The sequence below is a fragment of the Rhodospirillum centenum SW genome (genome assembly GCF_000016185.1).
Classification (GTDB): Bacteria; Pseudomonadota; Alphaproteobacteria; order Azospirillales; family Azospirillaceae; genus Rhodocista; species Rhodocista centena.
This window is the reverse complement of sequence record NC_011420.2, coordinates 2046964-2062289: the sequence shown is the minus strand read 5'-3', so window position 1 is coordinate 2062289 and position 15326 is coordinate 2046964. Positions and strand designations below refer to the sequence as shown.

18 protein-coding genes and 1 other RNA gene are annotated in these 15326 nt (G+C 68.6%); 15 read left to right on the top strand and 4 right to left on the bottom strand.

Annotation, left to right across the window (positions count from 1 at the left end; all coding sequences use genetic code 11):
- Nucleotides 1-246: 246 nt before the first annotated feature.
- From RC1_RS09635 to rpoD, 3 genes are all read left to right on the top strand, one after another.
- The gene (locus RC1_RS09635; protein WP_012567186.1) at nucleotides 247-705 is read left to right on the top strand and encodes a GatB/YqeY domain-containing protein; all 459 of its coding nucleotides are present in this window, start codon (nucleotides 247-249) and stop codon (nucleotides 703-705) included.
- A 193-nt stretch (nucleotides 706-898) separates the two neighbouring features.
- On the top strand, nucleotides 899-2761 hold the full coding sequence (gene dnaG, locus RC1_RS09630; RefSeq protein ID WP_012567185.1) for a DNA primase: 1863 nt from the start codon (nucleotides 899-901) through the stop codon (nucleotides 2759-2761).
- Between the two features lie 192 nt (nucleotides 2762-2953).
- Nucleotides 2954-4900 carry an RNA polymerase sigma factor RpoD gene (rpoD, locus tag RC1_RS09625; protein WP_012567184.1) on the top strand — a complete coding sequence of 649 codons (1947 nt, stop codon included), beginning with the start codon at nucleotides 2954-2956 and terminating at the stop codon, nucleotides 4898-4900.
- 144 nt (nucleotides 4901-5044) lie between these two features.
- On the opposite strand, the gene RC1_RS09620 is transcribed toward rpoD, so the two are convergent.
- From RC1_RS09620 to ssrA, 3 genes are all read right to left on the bottom strand, one after another.
- Complete coding sequence (locus RC1_RS09620) at nucleotides 5045-5419, bottom strand: TfoX/Sxy family protein (RefSeq protein ID WP_012567183.1); 375 nt, start codon at nucleotides 5417-5419, stop codon at nucleotides 5045-5047.
- Between the two features lie 13 nt (nucleotides 5420-5432).
- The gene (locus RC1_RS09615) at nucleotides 5433-5906 is read right to left on the bottom strand and encodes an SspB family protein (RefSeq protein WP_012567182.1); all 474 of its coding nucleotides are present in this window, start codon (nucleotides 5904-5906) and stop codon (nucleotides 5433-5435) included.
- Between the two features lie 60 nt (nucleotides 5907-5966).
- Nucleotides 5967-6322, bottom strand: a transfer-messenger RNA (tmRNA) gene (gene ssrA / locus RC1_RS20555).
- Between the two features lie 111 nt (nucleotides 6323-6433).
- On the opposite strand from ssrA, the gene thyA reads away from it, so the two are divergent.
- The gene (gene thyA, locus RC1_RS09610; protein WP_012567181.1) at nucleotides 6434-7342 is read left to right on the top strand and encodes a thymidylate synthase; all 909 of its coding nucleotides are present in this window, start codon (nucleotides 6434-6436) and stop codon (nucleotides 7340-7342) included.
- A 54-nt stretch (nucleotides 7343-7396) separates the two neighbouring features.
- Here the strand turns inward: thyA and RC1_RS20065 are convergent, their stop codons facing one another.
- Entirely contained in the window at nucleotides 7397-8290 is an 894-nt protein-coding gene (locus RC1_RS20065) for an RNA polymerase sigma factor (protein ID WP_234703879.1), read from the bottom strand.
- 614 nt (nucleotides 8291-8904) lie between these two features.
- Here RC1_RS20065 and RC1_RS09600 point away from each other — a divergent pair.
- The 11 genes from RC1_RS09600 (at nucleotide 8905) to RC1_RS09545 (ending at nucleotide 15316) form a co-directional block, all read left to right on the top strand.
- Entirely contained in the window at nucleotides 8905-9303 is a 399-nt protein-coding gene (locus RC1_RS09600; protein WP_012567179.1) for a RebB family R body protein, read from the top strand.
- A gap of 21 nt (nucleotides 9304-9324) precedes the next feature.
- Entirely contained in the window at nucleotides 9325-9894 is a 570-nt protein-coding gene (locus RC1_RS09595) for a RebB family R body protein (RefSeq protein WP_012567178.1), read from the top strand.
- Between the two features lie 223 nt (nucleotides 9895-10117).
- The gene (locus tag RC1_RS20775; protein ID WP_012567177.1) at nucleotides 10118-10465 is read left to right on the top strand and encodes a RebB family R body protein; all 348 of its coding nucleotides are present in this window, start codon (nucleotides 10118-10120) and stop codon (nucleotides 10463-10465) included.
- Between the two features lie 32 nt (nucleotides 10466-10497).
- Complete coding sequence (locus RC1_RS09585) at nucleotides 10498-10851, top strand: RebB family R body protein (protein ID WP_012567176.1); 354 nt, start codon at nucleotides 10498-10500, stop codon at nucleotides 10849-10851.
- A 161-nt stretch (nucleotides 10852-11012) separates the two neighbouring features.
- A complete protein-coding gene (locus RC1_RS09580) occupies nucleotides 11013-11336 on the top strand; it encodes a RebB family R body protein (protein ID WP_012567175.1) in 324 nt (107 codons plus the stop codon).
- Nucleotides 11337-11488: 152 nt separating this feature from the next.
- The gene (locus RC1_RS09575) at nucleotides 11489-11815 is read left to right on the top strand and encodes a RebB family R body protein (RefSeq protein ID WP_012567174.1); all 327 of its coding nucleotides are present in this window, start codon (nucleotides 11489-11491) and stop codon (nucleotides 11813-11815) included.
- 58 nt (nucleotides 11816-11873) lie between these two features.
- On the top strand, nucleotides 11874-12182 hold the full coding sequence (locus tag RC1_RS09570) for a RebB family R body protein (RefSeq protein ID WP_234703853.1): 309 nt from the start codon (nucleotides 11874-11876) through the stop codon (nucleotides 12180-12182).
- Between the two features lie 25 nt (nucleotides 12183-12207).
- A complete protein-coding gene (locus tag RC1_RS20770) occupies nucleotides 12208-12777 on the top strand; it encodes a RebB family R body protein (protein ID WP_083759288.1) in 570 nt (189 codons plus the stop codon).
- Between the two features lie 279 nt (nucleotides 12778-13056).
- Nucleotides 13057-13323, top strand: a complete 267-nt coding sequence (locus RC1_RS09560; RefSeq protein ID WP_012567171.1) for a transposase — start codon at nucleotides 13057-13059, stop codon at nucleotides 13321-13323.
- 700 nt (nucleotides 13324-14023) lie between these two features.
- Nucleotides 14024-14551, top strand: coding sequence for an EndoU domain-containing protein (locus RC1_RS20765; RefSeq protein ID WP_041785279.1), 528 nt, complete (start codon nucleotides 14024-14026; stop codon nucleotides 14549-14551).
- Nucleotides 14552-14743: 192 nt separating this feature from the next.
- Nucleotides 14744-15316 (top strand): dihydrofolate reductase, encoded by a 573-nt coding sequence (locus RC1_RS09545; protein WP_012567168.1) that lies wholly within the window; start codon nucleotides 14744-14746, stop codon nucleotides 15314-15316.
- Nucleotides 15317-15326 lie beyond the last annotated feature (10 nt).

Here is a 15326-nt window from a genome sequence, read left to right as displayed (position 1 = left end):
GCATCCGTTGCATGGCGGCCATGCCGCCGGGTGGACGGCGTGGCACCAGGACGGGATGTCCACCAGGACGGGGCAGCCCGTCCGGGCCGGCGTCCCGCTCGTTCCGTGAGCCCGCTCGTTCCGTGAGATAGACAAGCCGCGCCGCCGGGTCAACCGGGGCGCGCCGGCGGAGCCGCCGTTCCGGGCTGGCGGTTAACCGCAAGTTTGCGTAAAGTCCGGCATATTCCGACAATGAGGTACTGAACGATGCTGCGCACGCGGCTCAACGAGGCCTTGAAGGAGGCCATGCGCGCCAAGGACCAACGCGCTGTCGCAACGGTGCGGCTGATCCTCGCGGCCCTGAAGGACCGGGACATCGCCGCCCGCGGCCGGGGCATCCCCGACGGTATCGACGAGACGGAGATCCTCTCGATGTTGCAGACGATGGTGAAGCAGCGCCGCGAATCCATCGAACTCTACGAGCAGGGCGGCCGGATCGAGCTGGCCCAGCAGGAGCGCGAGGAGATCACCGTGATCGAGCGCTTCATGCCGAAGCAGCTCGACGACGAGGAGATCCGCGCCGTCGTCGCTGCCCTGGCAGAAGAGATCGGCGCCGCCGGGGTCAAGGACATGGGCCGGGTGATGGCCGAACTGCGCAGCCGCTATGCCGGCCAGATGGACTTTGCCCGCGCCAGCGGCATCGTGCGGGAAAAGCTCGCCTGCTGAGACCCGCCATGCCCCCGGCCGGCTGCGCCTGTGGATAAGTGTGTGACCTGGGGATAACTGCGCCCGCCGGGCCGGGCCGCATGGCGCGGCACCCGGCCCGGGGCGTATGCTCGTTCCTTGACCGACCCGGGGCCCGGCGCGGATCGCCCGCATCCGCCCCCTGCCGTCGGCCCCCGTTGCCCTAGGCGTCGTCATGGCCCTGCCGCCCAACTTCCTGGAAGAGCTGCGCGCACGCCTGTCGCTGTCCGACGTGGTGATGAAGCGGATGCGGTTGATCCGCGCCGGCCACGAGTACAAGGCGCCGTGCCCCTTCCACAAGGAAAAGACGCCCAGCTTCTACGTCAACGACGCCAAGGGCTTCTTCCATTGCTTCGGCTGCGGCGCGCACGGTGACGCCATCGCCTTCGTCATGCGCCACGACAACCTCTCCTTCATGGAGGCGGTGGAGCTGCTGGCGGGGGAGGCGGGCCTGAGCGTGCCGAAGGCGTCGCCCGAGGCGGTGGCGCGGTTCGAGCGGCAGAAGTCGCTGTTCGATCTGGTCGAGCGCGCCACCCGCCATTTCGAGCAGCAGCTCGGCCTGCCGGCCGGGCGGCAGGCGCTGGAGTATCTGCGCGGCCGTGGCCTGGACGACGACACCATCGCCCGCTTCCGCCTGGGCTATGCCCCGCATGACGGGGCCGGGCTGCGGGCCGAGCTGGAGCAGGCCGGCTACGGCGAGGCCGACATGATCGAGGCCGGGCTGTTCAAGCGGCCGGAGCCCGGCCGGGGGCTCCGCGCCTTCTTCTGGAACCGGGTGATCTTCCCGGTGACGGACCGGCGCGGCCGGGTGGTGGCCTTCGGTGCGCGGCTGCTGTCCGGCGACGGGCCGAAATACATCAATTCCGGCGACACGCCCCTCTTCCACAAGGGGAACATCCTCTACAACCTCTCCCGCGCCCGGCAGGCCGCGGTGGAGGGCCGTCCGGTCGTCGTCACCGAAGGCTACATGGACGTGATCTCCTGCGTCACGGCCGGCTTCGACGGGGCGGTGGCACCCCTGGGCACGGCCCTGACCGAGGCGCAGATCCTGGAACTGTGGAAGCTGGCCCCGGAGGGGCGGCGCACGCCCATCCTCTGCTTCGACGGCGACAGCGCCGGCCGCCGCGCGGCGGCCCGGGCGGTGGAGCGCCTGCTGCCCCTGCTGCTGCCGGACCATTCCGCCCGCGTCGCCTTCCTGCCGGAGAAGGAGGACCCCGACAGCCTGATCCGGGCCGGCGGGGCCGCCGCCTTCCAGGCGGTGCTGGACCGCGCCCGGCCGCTGGCGGACGTGCTCTGGGACCTGGAGGCGCAGGGCCGCGACCTCGCCCAGCCCGACGCGCGGGCGGGTCTGGAGGCGGCGCTGGCCGCCCGCTGTGCGGCGATCCAGGACGCGCGCGTCCGCCGCGCCTATGAACAGGACATGCGCGACCGCCTGTTCGCCGCCGCCCGCCAGGGCCGGGGCGGACGGGGCGGGCGGGCCGGGACAGGACGTCGCGGGATGCGGCCGCTGGTGGACGGGCTGCCGGTCAGCCCGCTCTACGACGCCCGTTTCCGCACCGGGCTGATCCGCACCGAGCCGCGCCAGATGGAGCGGCTGCTGCTGCTGCCGGTCCTGCATCACCCCGAACTGTTCGAGGAATTCGGCGAGCAACTGGCCGAAGCCGTCTTCGCCACGCCGGCGCTGGAGACGCTGCGTTGCGCCATGGTCGAGGTGCTGACGGCGAATTCCGCCCTTGACGCGGCCGAATTACATAGCCACTTGTCTTCCCGCGGTTTGTCCGAGACGCTGGATGGTCTGCTGAGTGCAGACGCGCCCCGATTCGCGCACCCCGGAGCGTCGATCGATGCCGCAAGGACCGGCTGGCAAGGAGTTTGGCTGAATTCCCAGGAAGTGGCGCTCCAGGCCGAGTTGCGGGATGCCGAGCGGAGGCTGGCTGAACAGTTCAGCCAGGAGAACCTCGCTCGCGTTCAGGCACTTCGGCAGGAGGCGTTGCGACGCCGCGGACATTCGGCCGGTTCCACCGATCTGGACGATTAGGACATGAGGGCATGGCGGAAAGCGGCCTGCCCGGCCTGTCCCGTCTGCCGAAGTGTGTTCCCGGGAACACAGTCGGTCGCCGCCGTGCAGGCAGTTTGAGCGAAGTCGGTCATCTCTGCGGCCGGGCTGTTGCCCGAGTCGCCTGCAAGCGTTTACGGGTTCCAGCGGAGTGAGTGCGGGGGCATCGACATAATGGCCACGAAAGCGACGCAAAGCGCCGAAGTGACGGATACCCGGGAGGACGAAGCCAACGGTCCTCTCATGGATAACATGGCGATCGCCGTCAAGAAGATGATCCAGCGCGGCAAGGAGCGCGGATACGTCACCTATGACGAGCTGAACGCCGCCCTGCCACCGGACCAGTCGTCCTCGGAACAGATCGAGGACACGATGGCCCAGCTCAGCGAGATGGGCATCAATGTCGTCGAGGGCGAAGAGCCCGAGGACGGACAGGACGCCTCGGGCGATGGCGAGGGCCGCGTCTCGGGCAACCTGGACGACGACGACATCGGCCGCACCGACGACCCGGTGCGGATGTATCTGCGCGAGATGGGGTCGGTCGAGCTGCTGAGCCGCGAGGGCGAGATCGCCATCGCCAAGCGCATCGAGGCCGGCCGCGAGATGATGATCGGCGCGATCTGCGAATCGCCGCTGACCATCCGCGCCATCATCGAGTGGCATCAGTCCCTGATGGAAGGGAAGATGCTGCTGCGCGACATCATCGACCTGGACGCCACCTACGGCATCGACCCCGAGTCGGGCGAACCGACGGGCGAGGACCTCTCCGCCGTCGAAGCGGAGTCCGAGGAGGAGGAGACGCCCGAGCGCCCGGAAGGGGCCGAGGGCGAGCCTGAGGGCGGCGACGAAGAGGGCAACATCTCCCTCTCGGCCATGGAGGCCGAGCTGAAGCCCAAGGTCATCGAGACCTTCGCCCGGATCGAGGAGACCTACGAGAAGCTGCACAAGGTGCAGGAACAGCGCCTCGCCGTCCTGCAACGGGGCGAAGAGCTGCCGAAGGGCTCCGACAAGAAGTACGACAAGCTGAAGGCGGAGCTGACGGATCTCGTCAACTCCGTGCGCCTGAACAATGCCCGGATCGAGCAGCTCGTCGAGCAGCTCTACGGCCTGAACCGCAAGCTGCTGGGCTACGAGGGCAAGCTGCTGCGGCTGGCGACCGACTGCAAGATCAAGCGCGAGGACTTCCTGCATCATTATTACGGCAGCGAGCTGGACCCGAACTGGCTGGAACGCTGCCGTGGCCTGAGCAAGAGCTGGGGCCGGTTCGCCGACAAGTCCTCGGTCGAAGTGGGCCGCGTGCGCGAGGCCATCTCCGAGGTGGCCGACCAGGTGCGCCTGCCGATCGGCGAGTTCCGCCGCATCGTCTCCACCGTCCAGAAGGGCGAGAAGGAGGCGAGCCGCGCCAAGAAGGAGATGGTGGAGGCGAACCTCCGCCTCGTCATCTCCATCGCCAAGAAGTACACGAACCGCGGTCTGCAGTTCCTGGACCTGATCCAGGAGGGCAACATCGGCCTGATGAAGGCGGTGGACAAGTTCGAGTACCGCCGCGGCTACAAGTTCAGCACCTACGCGACCTGGTGGATCCGGCAGGCGATCACCCGCTCGATCGCCGATCAGGCCCGCACCATCCGCATCCCCGTGCACATGATCGAGACGATCAACAAGCTGGTGCGCACCTCGCGCCAGATGCTGCACGAGATCGGGCGCGAGCCGACGCCGGAGGAACTGGCCGAACGGCTGATGATGCCGCTGGAGAAGGTGCGCAAGGTCCTGAAGATCGCCAAGGAGCCGATCTCCCTCGAAACGCCGATCGGCGACGAGGAGGATTCACACCTCGGCGACTTCATCGAGGACAAGAACGCCGTCCTGCCGCTGGACGCCGCCATCCAGGCGAACCTGCGCGAGACGACGACCCGCATCCTCGCCACCCTGACCCCGCGTGAGGAGCGCGTGCTGCGCATGCGCTTCGGCATCGGCATGAACACCGACCACACGCTGGAAGAGGTCGGCCAGCAGTTCAGCGTCACGCGCGAGCGTATCCGCCAGATCGAGGCGAAGGCCCTGCGCAAGCTCAAGCACCCCTCGCGTTCGCGCAAGCTGCGGAGCTTCCTGGATACGTGAGGCCCGGGCGGCGGGAAACCGCCGCCTGCGGATCGGCTCTGACGACAGGACGGGAAGGGGCGGGGCCTACGGGGCGCCGCCCCTTTTCTTTTCTGCATGCCGGTGGGGGGGGCGGGGACGTGACCTTCAGTCCGGCGTCGTCCGTCAGGGCTTGGTCCGTGGAGCCTTCGTCCGCGCGGGCTTCTTCGCCGCCTTGGCCCGCAGCGCCGCCGACACGGCCGGGCGGGCCCAGGCCAGAAGTTCGTCCGTGTCGTCGAAGGCGGTTTCCGGCGGCGGATAGTAGGACATGGTCTGCTGCGGCCTGTCCTCGAACGGCGCGAACGGCCGGCAGCCGGCCGCTTCGAAGGCGGGCCGGTTCTGCGCGTCGGCTTTGAGGTAGAGCACATCGTCGGCGATCAGCGCGAAGCTGGCGCCGTCCAGGGAGAGCGAACAGCCGCCGAACATGGCGCGGGCCTTCACCGGCCCCAGCGGGGCCAGCAGCTCCAGCACATGGTCGAGATAGTCGCGGGACACCGGCATGCCGGGGGACCGCTCACTTCTTGCGGAAGGCGTCCAGCGCGACGACGGTCCCGGTGCGGGACTCCTCCGCCGGCGTGTCATCCTCGGCCGCCGCTTCCCCGTCGGCCTCGTCCTCCCCGCTCGCCTCCTCGTCAGCGCCCTGGAATTTCAGGCCGAAATTGACGGAGGGGTCGGCGAAGCCGGTGATGGCGGCGAAGGGGATGACCAGCCGCTCATGCACGCCGCCGAAGCTCAGGGTGGCGGAGAAGCCCTGCGGGGTCACCTCCAGCCCGTAGAACTGGTATTGCAGGACGATCGTCATCTCGCCCGGATACTGCTCCCGCAGATAGTCCGGGATCTTCACGCCGGCCCCGTCGGTGCGGAAGGTGACGTAGAAATGGTGCTCCCCGGGCAGGCCGTCTTCCTGAACCTCGGTCAGGGCTTCGCGCACCACGCCGCGCAGGGCGTTCTCGACCATCCGGTCGTATCGCAAGGGTTCCCTGGACATACGGCGCGCGAACCTCGTCACCAGTTCTGTGGTCCCGCCAGCGGGCGGGACCTGGAAATCAGTGGGGGGCTTCTGTTGCCGGGTGCCCCCCGAACCCCGTCCTCAGCTAACTGCTAACAGCCCTTAAGGGGGCTATCAGGCAGCCATGCGAAGGGCAGGCGCCGTGTTGTCGTTGGCACCTATGAAATGGCCCGGTAACGGCGGAACCATGCCGAGCGAAAACCATGCCTTTACCACGCGTGTCGATCCTGTTTCGCCCCCGTCGTCCCGGCCGGCCAAGGCCGTCCGGGGAGATTGGTGGAGGCGCCGGGTACCGCCCCCGGGTCCACAACGCTTATTCCGCATAGCGTTTATCGCCATAGTCGGGCGAACCCGACGACCCCAATATAGGCACTCGGCGCCGGGGACGAAAGGGCCTTGCGCATGCAGGGGCGCCGCAGGCCCTGAAGCGGGGCTGCCAACAGGGAGTTCTATGGCATAGTCCGGCCCTCATCAGGCCAGCGCGCTCCCTGGAGGTCCGACCCATCATGGTTCCATCCGCCGTCCCGCCGCATCCGGAAACCCAGTATCTCGACCTGCTGCGGGACCTGCTGGAGCGAGGCGCTCGGCGGGAGGACCGCACCGGCGTGGGCACCCTGGCCCTGTTCGGGCGGCAGATGCGTTTCGACCTGTCCCGGGGATTCCCGCTGCTGACGACGAAACGGATCTTCTACAAGGCGGCGATCCACGAACTGCTCTGGTTCCTCTCCGGTGATACCCGGCTGCGGCCCCTGCTGCAGAACGGCGTGCGCATCTGGACCGACTGGCCGCTGGCCCGTTACCGGCGGGAGACGGGCGAGTCGATCGACCAGGAGACGTTCGAGCGCCGGGTGCTGGAGGACGATGCCTTCGCCGCCCGCTGGGGCGACCTGGGTCCCGTCTACGGCAAGCAGTGGCGGGCCTGGGAGACGGCGGACGGCCGGGTGGTGGACCAGATCGCCCAGCTTGTGGACGGCATCCGCGGCAACCCGACCAGCCGCCGGCTGCTGTTCACCGGCTGGAACGTGGGCGAACTGGAGCGCATGGCCCTGCCGCCCTGCCACATGACCTACCAGTATTTCGTGGCGGACGGGCGGCTGTCCGGCATCCTCTACCAGCGCAGCGCCGACACCCTGCTGGGCCTGCCCTGGAATCTCTGCGAGGCGGCGCTGCTGATCCACATGCTGGCGCAGCAGTGCGACCTGGAGCCGGGCGAGCTGGTCTGGACGGGAGCCGACGTCCATCTCTACCTGAACCATGTCGAGCAGGCGCGCCAGCAGCTCGGCCGCGAGCCGCGGCCGCTGCCGCGGCTGGTCATCCGGCGCCGGCCGGAGAGCCTGTTCGGCTACCGCTTCGAGGATTTCGCCATCGAAGGCTACGACCCGCATCCCCACATCCGGGCCGAGGTCGCGGTCTGATGTTCCTGCCGGCCCCGCTCCCGGGGCCGGCGGTCATCCTCGGGCGATGGTGACTCAGGCGATGGTGAAGCGGATCGTCAGCACGCCGCGCCGCCGCGGTGCCGCGGCCCCGTCCGGGGCCGGCGCCGCCGGACGGGCGGGCGGCGGGGGAGGCGGGGCCGATGCGGCAGCGGCCATGGCGGCCCGTGCCGCCGCCAGGGCGGCGCCGGCCGAGGGTGTCGGCGTTACCGCCGGCCCCACGGGAGCCACGGGAGCCGCGGCGGTGCCGGGCGGCTGGGGGGCGGCGGCGTCCGCTGCGGCACGGGGGGCTTCCCCGGCGGTCAGATAGCCGGTGAGCTGCGAGCGCAGCGCGGCCCGGGCCAGTTGGATGCGTTTGCGGGCGTTCGCAAGACTGATGTTGTAGGCGGCCGCGATCCTCTCATACGGCTCGTCCTCCACCAGCCGCATCACGGCCGGACCGCGCAGCGATTCCGGCAGGTCGGCCAGCGCGCCTTGCAGCACGCGGCGCAGCTCCAGGTTCAGCAGCTCGTCTTCCGGCGACGCCGTCTCGCCCAGTTCGGCCGCGGCGTCGGTCTCGTCGCTGTCCTCGAAGGCGGGGGCGATCACCTGTTCCGTCGCCCGCCGCCGCCGATGTGCGTCCATGCAGGTGTTGTGCAGCAGCCGGGACAGCCACGCCCGCTCGTTGGCGATCCCGACCTGCGCCTGGTCGAAGGCCCTGCTGGCCTTGCAGAAAACATCGGACATCGCGTCTTCGACATCGGCCGCGTTTCCGGCCAGCCAGCGATAGGCGAGCGCCCGCAGATATGCGCGATTATGCTGCCAGATATTCAAAAAATGGTTCTGGCAGGGCGTAGGCCTGATTCTGCTGATCTGGGGAAAAGTGACATTCCGGTAAAGCCCTGGGCGGAGAGGTTCCTCTCTGACGGAACAGTTGCGGCCGTATTGCACATCCAGGGTCGAAACCAGAGGCGGTCGTCCCCCGCGCGCTGCGTGATGAGTCACGAGCACCTCCCGTCAAGACAATATCATACGTAATCTCTTTTCAGGCGAACGGCAGCGAGAGCTACCTGCCATACCGGACGACGTTTTTGAACGAGAGTCGTGAAGCGCGAGGAGAGTGTGGTTTTTCACGACTCGTCAGAGATCAAGGAAGGTTCTAGTGCGTCCGAAATCCCTGTGCGTCTTGCGGCGGTGATCGGGGTGCTCTGAATCACTATTGTGCGGATACGGAACAGGAGAAAAAAAATCCGCTTGGGTAGAAAGTGGCGCCTGGATTTTTCGCTATCGGCGGCAATTCCCCTGGGATCGTCTGCCATACTGCGGACATTTCAACGGATGCCGGACGATTGGCTGAACGGAAATATCCATACGGGGTAACGCCAAGTGACGGGAAGGTGAGAGCCATCGAAAGAGTGAGTGTCAGAATGCGAGCAGGTTTGTCAAAACGCAGGTTGTGAAAGCAAATAATGAGAAATTTCTTCACCGATTACTTCATATTGTTAAGACAAAAATACCATGGTAGCAAATATGTACCCAAAATAACTCAAGGTTAGGGAACAGCCATGGACAACACCGGCCCGTTCGAGACAAGCCCGATCTACATCACCAACAGCACCTTCCCTTCGGCATCCTTCGGGATGGGGGACGCCCAGGCCTATGCCATGGGGACGCTTCTGCTGACCAACAGCATGGGCCTGTCCCAGGCGCTGCTGAACTCGGTGAACCAGCAGCAGCAGAACTGGACGGCGCAGACCGCGGTCACGGCGCGCGCGATCGACCACATCATGGGTTCCCCCACCGTGGACCGGGCCGTGACCATGATCATGGAGGGCAAGCCCGGCCCGCGCGGCGGGGGCGGCGGCTCCGGCCCGTCCGCCGGCGAGATGCTGAATGCCTTCCTCGCCCGCTTCTCCAGGCCGATCAACGGCAAGGTCGAGTTCGACTTCGATCTCCAGGGTTGATGCGGCGAGGGAGGACCGACCATGCCTGACGACATAACGACGTCAGTCGCCCAGGCGAACCTGAAGAACCTGGCCGACGTTCCTGCCTTCGCGTCCGGACTGGTCTACCAGTTCGCCGCGACCTCCTCCGGCATCGCCATGCTCAACGCCGCCTACAACAACAATCTGGCGCAGAAGGCGGCGCTGGTGACGACGGAGGCCTACAACAGCCAGATGCTGGCGAACACCAACGCGGTCACCAGCCTCACCACGGCGCTCGGCAACGGCATCAACTCCGTCGCCACCGCCAACAGCGAGGCGCTCGCCTCGGTCTCCTCGGCCGTCGGTGAGAGCGTCAGCCAGGTGACCGCGGCCCAGGGCAACGGCGCCAGTCAGGTCGCCGCCGCCCAGGGCACGGCGGCCAGCCAGGTGGCGACCGCCCAGGGCAATGCCACGAGCCAGGTCTCGACCGCGCTCGGCAACGGCAGCGCCCTGGTCGGAACGGTCGAGACGGCCTCGCTCAGCGCGTCCAACGCCGGGCAGTCGATCGAGACGATCGCCATCGCCATCGCAGCTGCGCTGAAGGCCTTCCTGGCGACCCTGGGCAAGTAGCCCGAGGGGGACGGGGAACCGGCCGGGGGGACTGCCCCGGCCGGATTTCCGTGTTCGGCCCGGATCCGATCCTCCCCGCCCTGTCCTGCGACGCCCGCGGTCCGCCCGTCGGCGCCGTTTCCGCACGTCCGCGTTTCACAAAGCCCGCCTGCCCGCGTCTTCCCGGATGCGTAGCGACCCGATCCCCGATCGGCCGCGGACACGCAAAGGGAACGGAAGAAGCATGGCGGAAACGACGCTCGCTAACGGCCTGGTCACGGATGCGGTCACCCAGGCACAGGTGCAGGTCCTCGGGGCGGCACCTGCGCACGCCACGGGGGCACTCTACCAGGCGATGGCGCAGTCTCTCGCGCTCTCCATGCAGAATGCTGTCGCCAATCAGCAGCACATGAATGCGATCGGCACGGCTCTCACCTCCCAATGCGTGGCCCTGATCGCCAGCATCCCGACCGCCGCGGACACCCGGGCCGTCAACGCGATGCTGGTGCAGCAGGAGCTCGTCTCGGCGATCCGCGATCTCCGCTCGATGGTCCAGTCGCTCACCCGCACCGATCAGGTTCCGGGGCGGTAAGTCGGTCGCGTTGAACCTCCAGGGAGTTGAGAATGGCAAACACCACCCTCGTGAACGGCCAGATCACCGATGCGGTGACCCAGGCCAACGTCAAGGTCCTGGGCGACGCGCCCGCCCAGGCCCTCTCCAGCGTGTACCAGGCCGCCGCCCAGTCCACCGGCCTGTCGATGCAGAACGCCACCAGCAACCAGCAGAACAAGAGCACGATCACGACCGCGGTCACGACCCAGGCCGTGAACCTGCTCTACAGCATGCCGGTGGCGGCCGGTGCCCGCGGCACGAACGCGATCTTCTCGGGCAATGCGACGGCCGAGATGCTCGCCCAGCTCAAGTCCGTGCTCCAGGCGACCAAGGTCCCGGCCCCGATCCCCGGTCGCGGTCCGTGATCCCGGAACCCGGCAGACCTCCGGTCGGCCGGTAGTGTCGGATGACGGCTCTCGAAAGGACCCTCTCGACGGAACCGTCATTCCACGCAGTCACGCGTAAGGGCTCTCGCTCCCGCTCTCAGAGAGCCTTCATCCAACCATGCACACACAGGAGCTGAACCATGGCTGATCCCACCCTCGTCAACGGCCAGATCACCGACGCCGTCACCCAGGCCAACGTGAAGGTCCTCGGCGACGCCCCGGCCCAGGCCATCGCGTCCGTCTACCAGGTCATGGCCCAGACCGTCGGTCTGTCCATGCAGAACGCGGTCGCCAATCAGCAGAACATGTCGACGATCGACACGGCCGTGACGACCCAGGGCGTGAACCTGCTCTACAGCCTGCCGGTCGCCGCCGGCGCCCGCGGCACGAACGAGATCTTCTCGGGCAACTCCCTGGCCGAGCTGATCGCGCAGCTCAAGTCCACCGTCCAGGCGTTCGGCTGATCGGTCGGCGCCCGCCGGGCGCCCGTCCCTGGGCTGATCGCGGACCGGGTCGGCATCCGCTGACCGGGTCCGGACACGAAAAGGCCGGCCGTCGGCACTTGCACTGCCGTCGGCCGGCCTGAAGCCAACCATCACACAGGGCGTGAACGATAATGGCATACCCAACCCTCGTCAACGGACAGATCACCGATGCCGTAAGCCAGGCGAACGTCACCATTCTGGCCGCCGCTCCGGCGCAGGCCATGGCGACCCTTTATCAGGTGATGGCCCAGTCCATCGGACTGTCGATGCAGAACGCCGTCGCGCGCCAGCGCTCCATGGCGATGATCGACACCGCCGTCACCACCCAGGGCACCAGCCTGCTCTACAGCACGCCGGTCGCGGCGGGTGCCCGCGGCACCACCGAGGTCTTCAGCGGTAACGGCCTGGCCGAGCTCATCGCCGCGCTGACGGCCGTCGCCGCCATGAAGAAGGGCTGACCGGCGGCTCGTTCCGCCATCCATCTGAAGGAGACTGGCGATGGCCGACACCACGGCAATGAATGGACAGATCACCGACGCGGTCGCGCAGGCCAACGTCGTCAATACCGGCATAGCGCCTGCGCACGCACTGGCGACCAACTACCTGACCCTGTCCCAGTCGCTGGGGCTGGGCATGCAGAACGCGGTCGCCTACCAGAAGAACGGTTCCACCATCGGCCTCGGCGTCACGGTGGATGCCATCGGCATGATCTTCGGCAGCGATCTTGCCGCGGGCGTAAGGGGCACCAACGAGGTCTTCTCCGGCAACCAGACGGCGGCGGCGACGGACAGCCTGCGCGCGCTGCTGCGGTCGCTGAAGCCGTGACCCCGGACGAAGGAGCCTGACCGCCATGGCAAACGGACCCTTGAACCCTCCCGGCTACGGTTACGGCTATGGTGCCGCCCCGGCTCCGCAGCCCCAACCCCAGGCCCAGGCCCAGACGACGTTGGACGGCGCGCCGCTCAGCCCCCTGAACGCGATGGTGCTGGGGCCGGCCCCGGCGGAGGCGACCTCGGCCCTCTACACCGTCCTCGCCCAGGCCCTGGGCATGGCGATGCAGAACATCGTCGCGCAGCAGCAGACGATGCTGACGATCAACAACGCCATCGCCACCAAGGCGATGAACGTGCTGGCGGAGACGAATCCGGAGAAGGCGTTGCAGGCGGTGCAGCAGAACCAGGGCAACCTGGCGATGACCGCCGACCAGTTGCAGCGGATCTACAACGTGATCCTGAACCCCACCACCCCGCAGCCGCCGCCGCCCGCCCCGCCACCACCTCCGGCGCCACCGCCACCGCCGGCACCGCCGCCCGCACCGCCGGCGCCGCCGCCACCGCCACCTCCGGCGCCACCGCCCGCACCGCCGGCACCACCTCCTCCGCCTCCGCCTCCGCCTCCACCGCCTCCGGGGGGAGGCTGATCCGGGCGCGGCAGGGAACGCCGCCATGAACGGCAGCAGAAAGAACAGGGCAGGGGGGAAACTTGGCCGGGCCGCGGGCGACGGGTGCCGCGGAATCCCGGCACCGGCAGGGCCGCGGCAACGCCGCAGTGTCCGGCCGGCAGAGAGGTGTCCCGACAGCGTCCCTAACCTTGAGTGCCGGCTTCCGCTGCGGGCGCACAGCGCGCCGTGGGGCCGGCCGTTTTTTCCGGTGGGAGTCCCTGTCCGAGCCCGGACAGGGTCATGCTCGGGAGAGTCTTGATGGTGCGCAAACGGTACAGCGACGAACTGAGGCGCCAAGTGGTCAAGGCGGTCGAGCAGGGGTCGGCGGTCGCCGACGTCATCAAACGCTTCGGCATTGCCGAAGCCACCTATTACCGCTGGCGCGAACGCTATGGCGATGCGCCGCCGGAACGTGACCAGCGTCTGCGCGGGCTGGAGGAGGAGAACCGCCGCCTGCGGGCCCTGGTGGCGAAGCTGGTGCTGCGCGTGCAGGAGCTGGAGGAGCAGCAGGAGGTCCGACGCTGACCGCATCCGTCGGGCGCCCCCGGGCCGGCTTTCGAGAATTTTCGATTGTTTTCAATCTTCATGTTGATCCGACAGGATTTCTCCTATTGAGAGAACACTCAATACAATCAAATACTTCAAAGTTGCGTAGCGGATATTTTCTGTTATCTTTTCTGGACTTGCGGCCGGTGGTTCTGGGCAACGGACCGCCGGCCTGGAAGGCCGGGGATGACCGTTCCGTGCGCGCCGCCCGCCCGCGGGTCGGCGTGCCCTTCCGGGTGATCCCGGTCTCCCTGCTGGTTTCGGAAGGAGAAGCAAGATGAGCGACAAGGCTTCTGTGCATGGTGTCATCCAGATCGGGACGCCCCAGGGCGCCAGGCCCGGGCCCTCCGGCCCGCCGGGGCCGCCGGGCCCTCCCGGTCCTCCGGGGCCTCCGGGTCCGCCGGGCGATCCCGGCCCCTCCGGACCGCCGGGCGGCGAAGGCCCCCAGGGTCCCGGCGGGCCACAGGGTCCGGGCGGCCCCCAGGGTCCTGAAGGCCCGATGGGACCGCCGGGTCCGGAAGGTCCCCAGGGTCCCCAGGGACTGCCCGGTCCGCAGGGAATCCCTGGCCCCCAGGGGCCGCAGGGACCGCAGGGAATCCCCGGCCCGCAGGGACCCGCCGGCCCGCCGGGGCCGCCCGGCCCCCTGCTGACCGTCGGCGCGGGGCTGAATCCGCCGCCCATGCCGGGGGCCGGTGTGCCGGACTCGTACAAAGCGGCTGGGGCGGATCTCATCGTCCCGCCCGCCCCGCATTCGCCGCACCACTACATCCAGGAGAGTCTCGTCGCCGGGGAACATGTGCCGCCGATCAGCAAGGGCTGGCTCTACCGTGGCGTGCGGGCAGGCGGCCACGCCCAGGGCTTCGTCGCGCGGCCGAAGGGAAGCGATCCGGCGCCGGCCTACGCCCGGCTGATGCGGATCACCGGCGCTCCGGACCATACCGGCGTCTACAAGGGCACGGTGCTCTACCGCCATGGCGGGACGACGCAGCAGGGGGAGAGCGTCTTCTTTCCCGACCGCTACGACGAGGGGCATCTGATGTGCGCGCTCCAGTCGGCCTATGGCCGACGCCACCGCAGCCATGACGGCCAGTGGGAGGCGACGCTGGACGACGGCACCGTGGTCGAGTTCCGCAGCGGGCAGGATGGTGCGCTCTGGCCCGTCCCGGTGTACGTGCCGCCTCTGTCCGGCGAAGCCTCGCCGTCCTGAGCCCCGGCCCGTGCGGGCGGGCCGCCGACCACGCCCCGGCGGCCCGCCTTCTCCCCGTCCGCGACCGTCCCGCCCCGCGTCGCCCGCGCCCCGGCCTCCCGCAACCGGGTCTTGAGCCCCGGTGGCGTGCGCGGCATTCTCCCCCGTCGATGATGCCGGCCCGGAGCCGGCCGGGTGGAGCGGACGGGAAGCATGTCAGGTGCCGGGGTCGAGTGCGCGTCGGGTGCCCGCAGCGGGAGCGCCCCGCTTGAGACGCCGCGGCTGGTCCTGGTCGCCGCCGTCGCCCGCAACGGCGTGATCGGCCGGGGCAACACGCTGCCCTGGCGGCTGCCGGGCGATCTCCGCTTCTTCAAGCGCACGACGATGGGCAAGCCCGTGGTGATGGGCCGCCGCACCTGGGAGAGCATCGGTGCGAAGCCGCTGCCCGGCCGCTGCAACATCGTGCTGACGCGCGACACCGGCTTCGCGCCGGAAGGGGCGATCGTCTGCCACGGCTTCCTGGGCGCCATCGCGGAGGCGCGCAGCGTCGCCGCCCGCACGGGGGCCCCGGAGGTCTGCGTCATCGGCGGCGAGAGCCTGTTCGCCGAGGCGCTGCGCATGGCGGACCGCCTCTATCTCACCGAGGTCCTGGCCGAGCCGGCGGGCGACGTGCTGTTCCCGCCCTTCGACCGTGGCGCCTGGATGCAGACGGAGCTGGAGCGGGCGGACGCTGCCGGCCCCGACAGCCCCGCCTACCGCATCCTGCGGCTGGACCGGAAACGCTGACCCTTCCGAC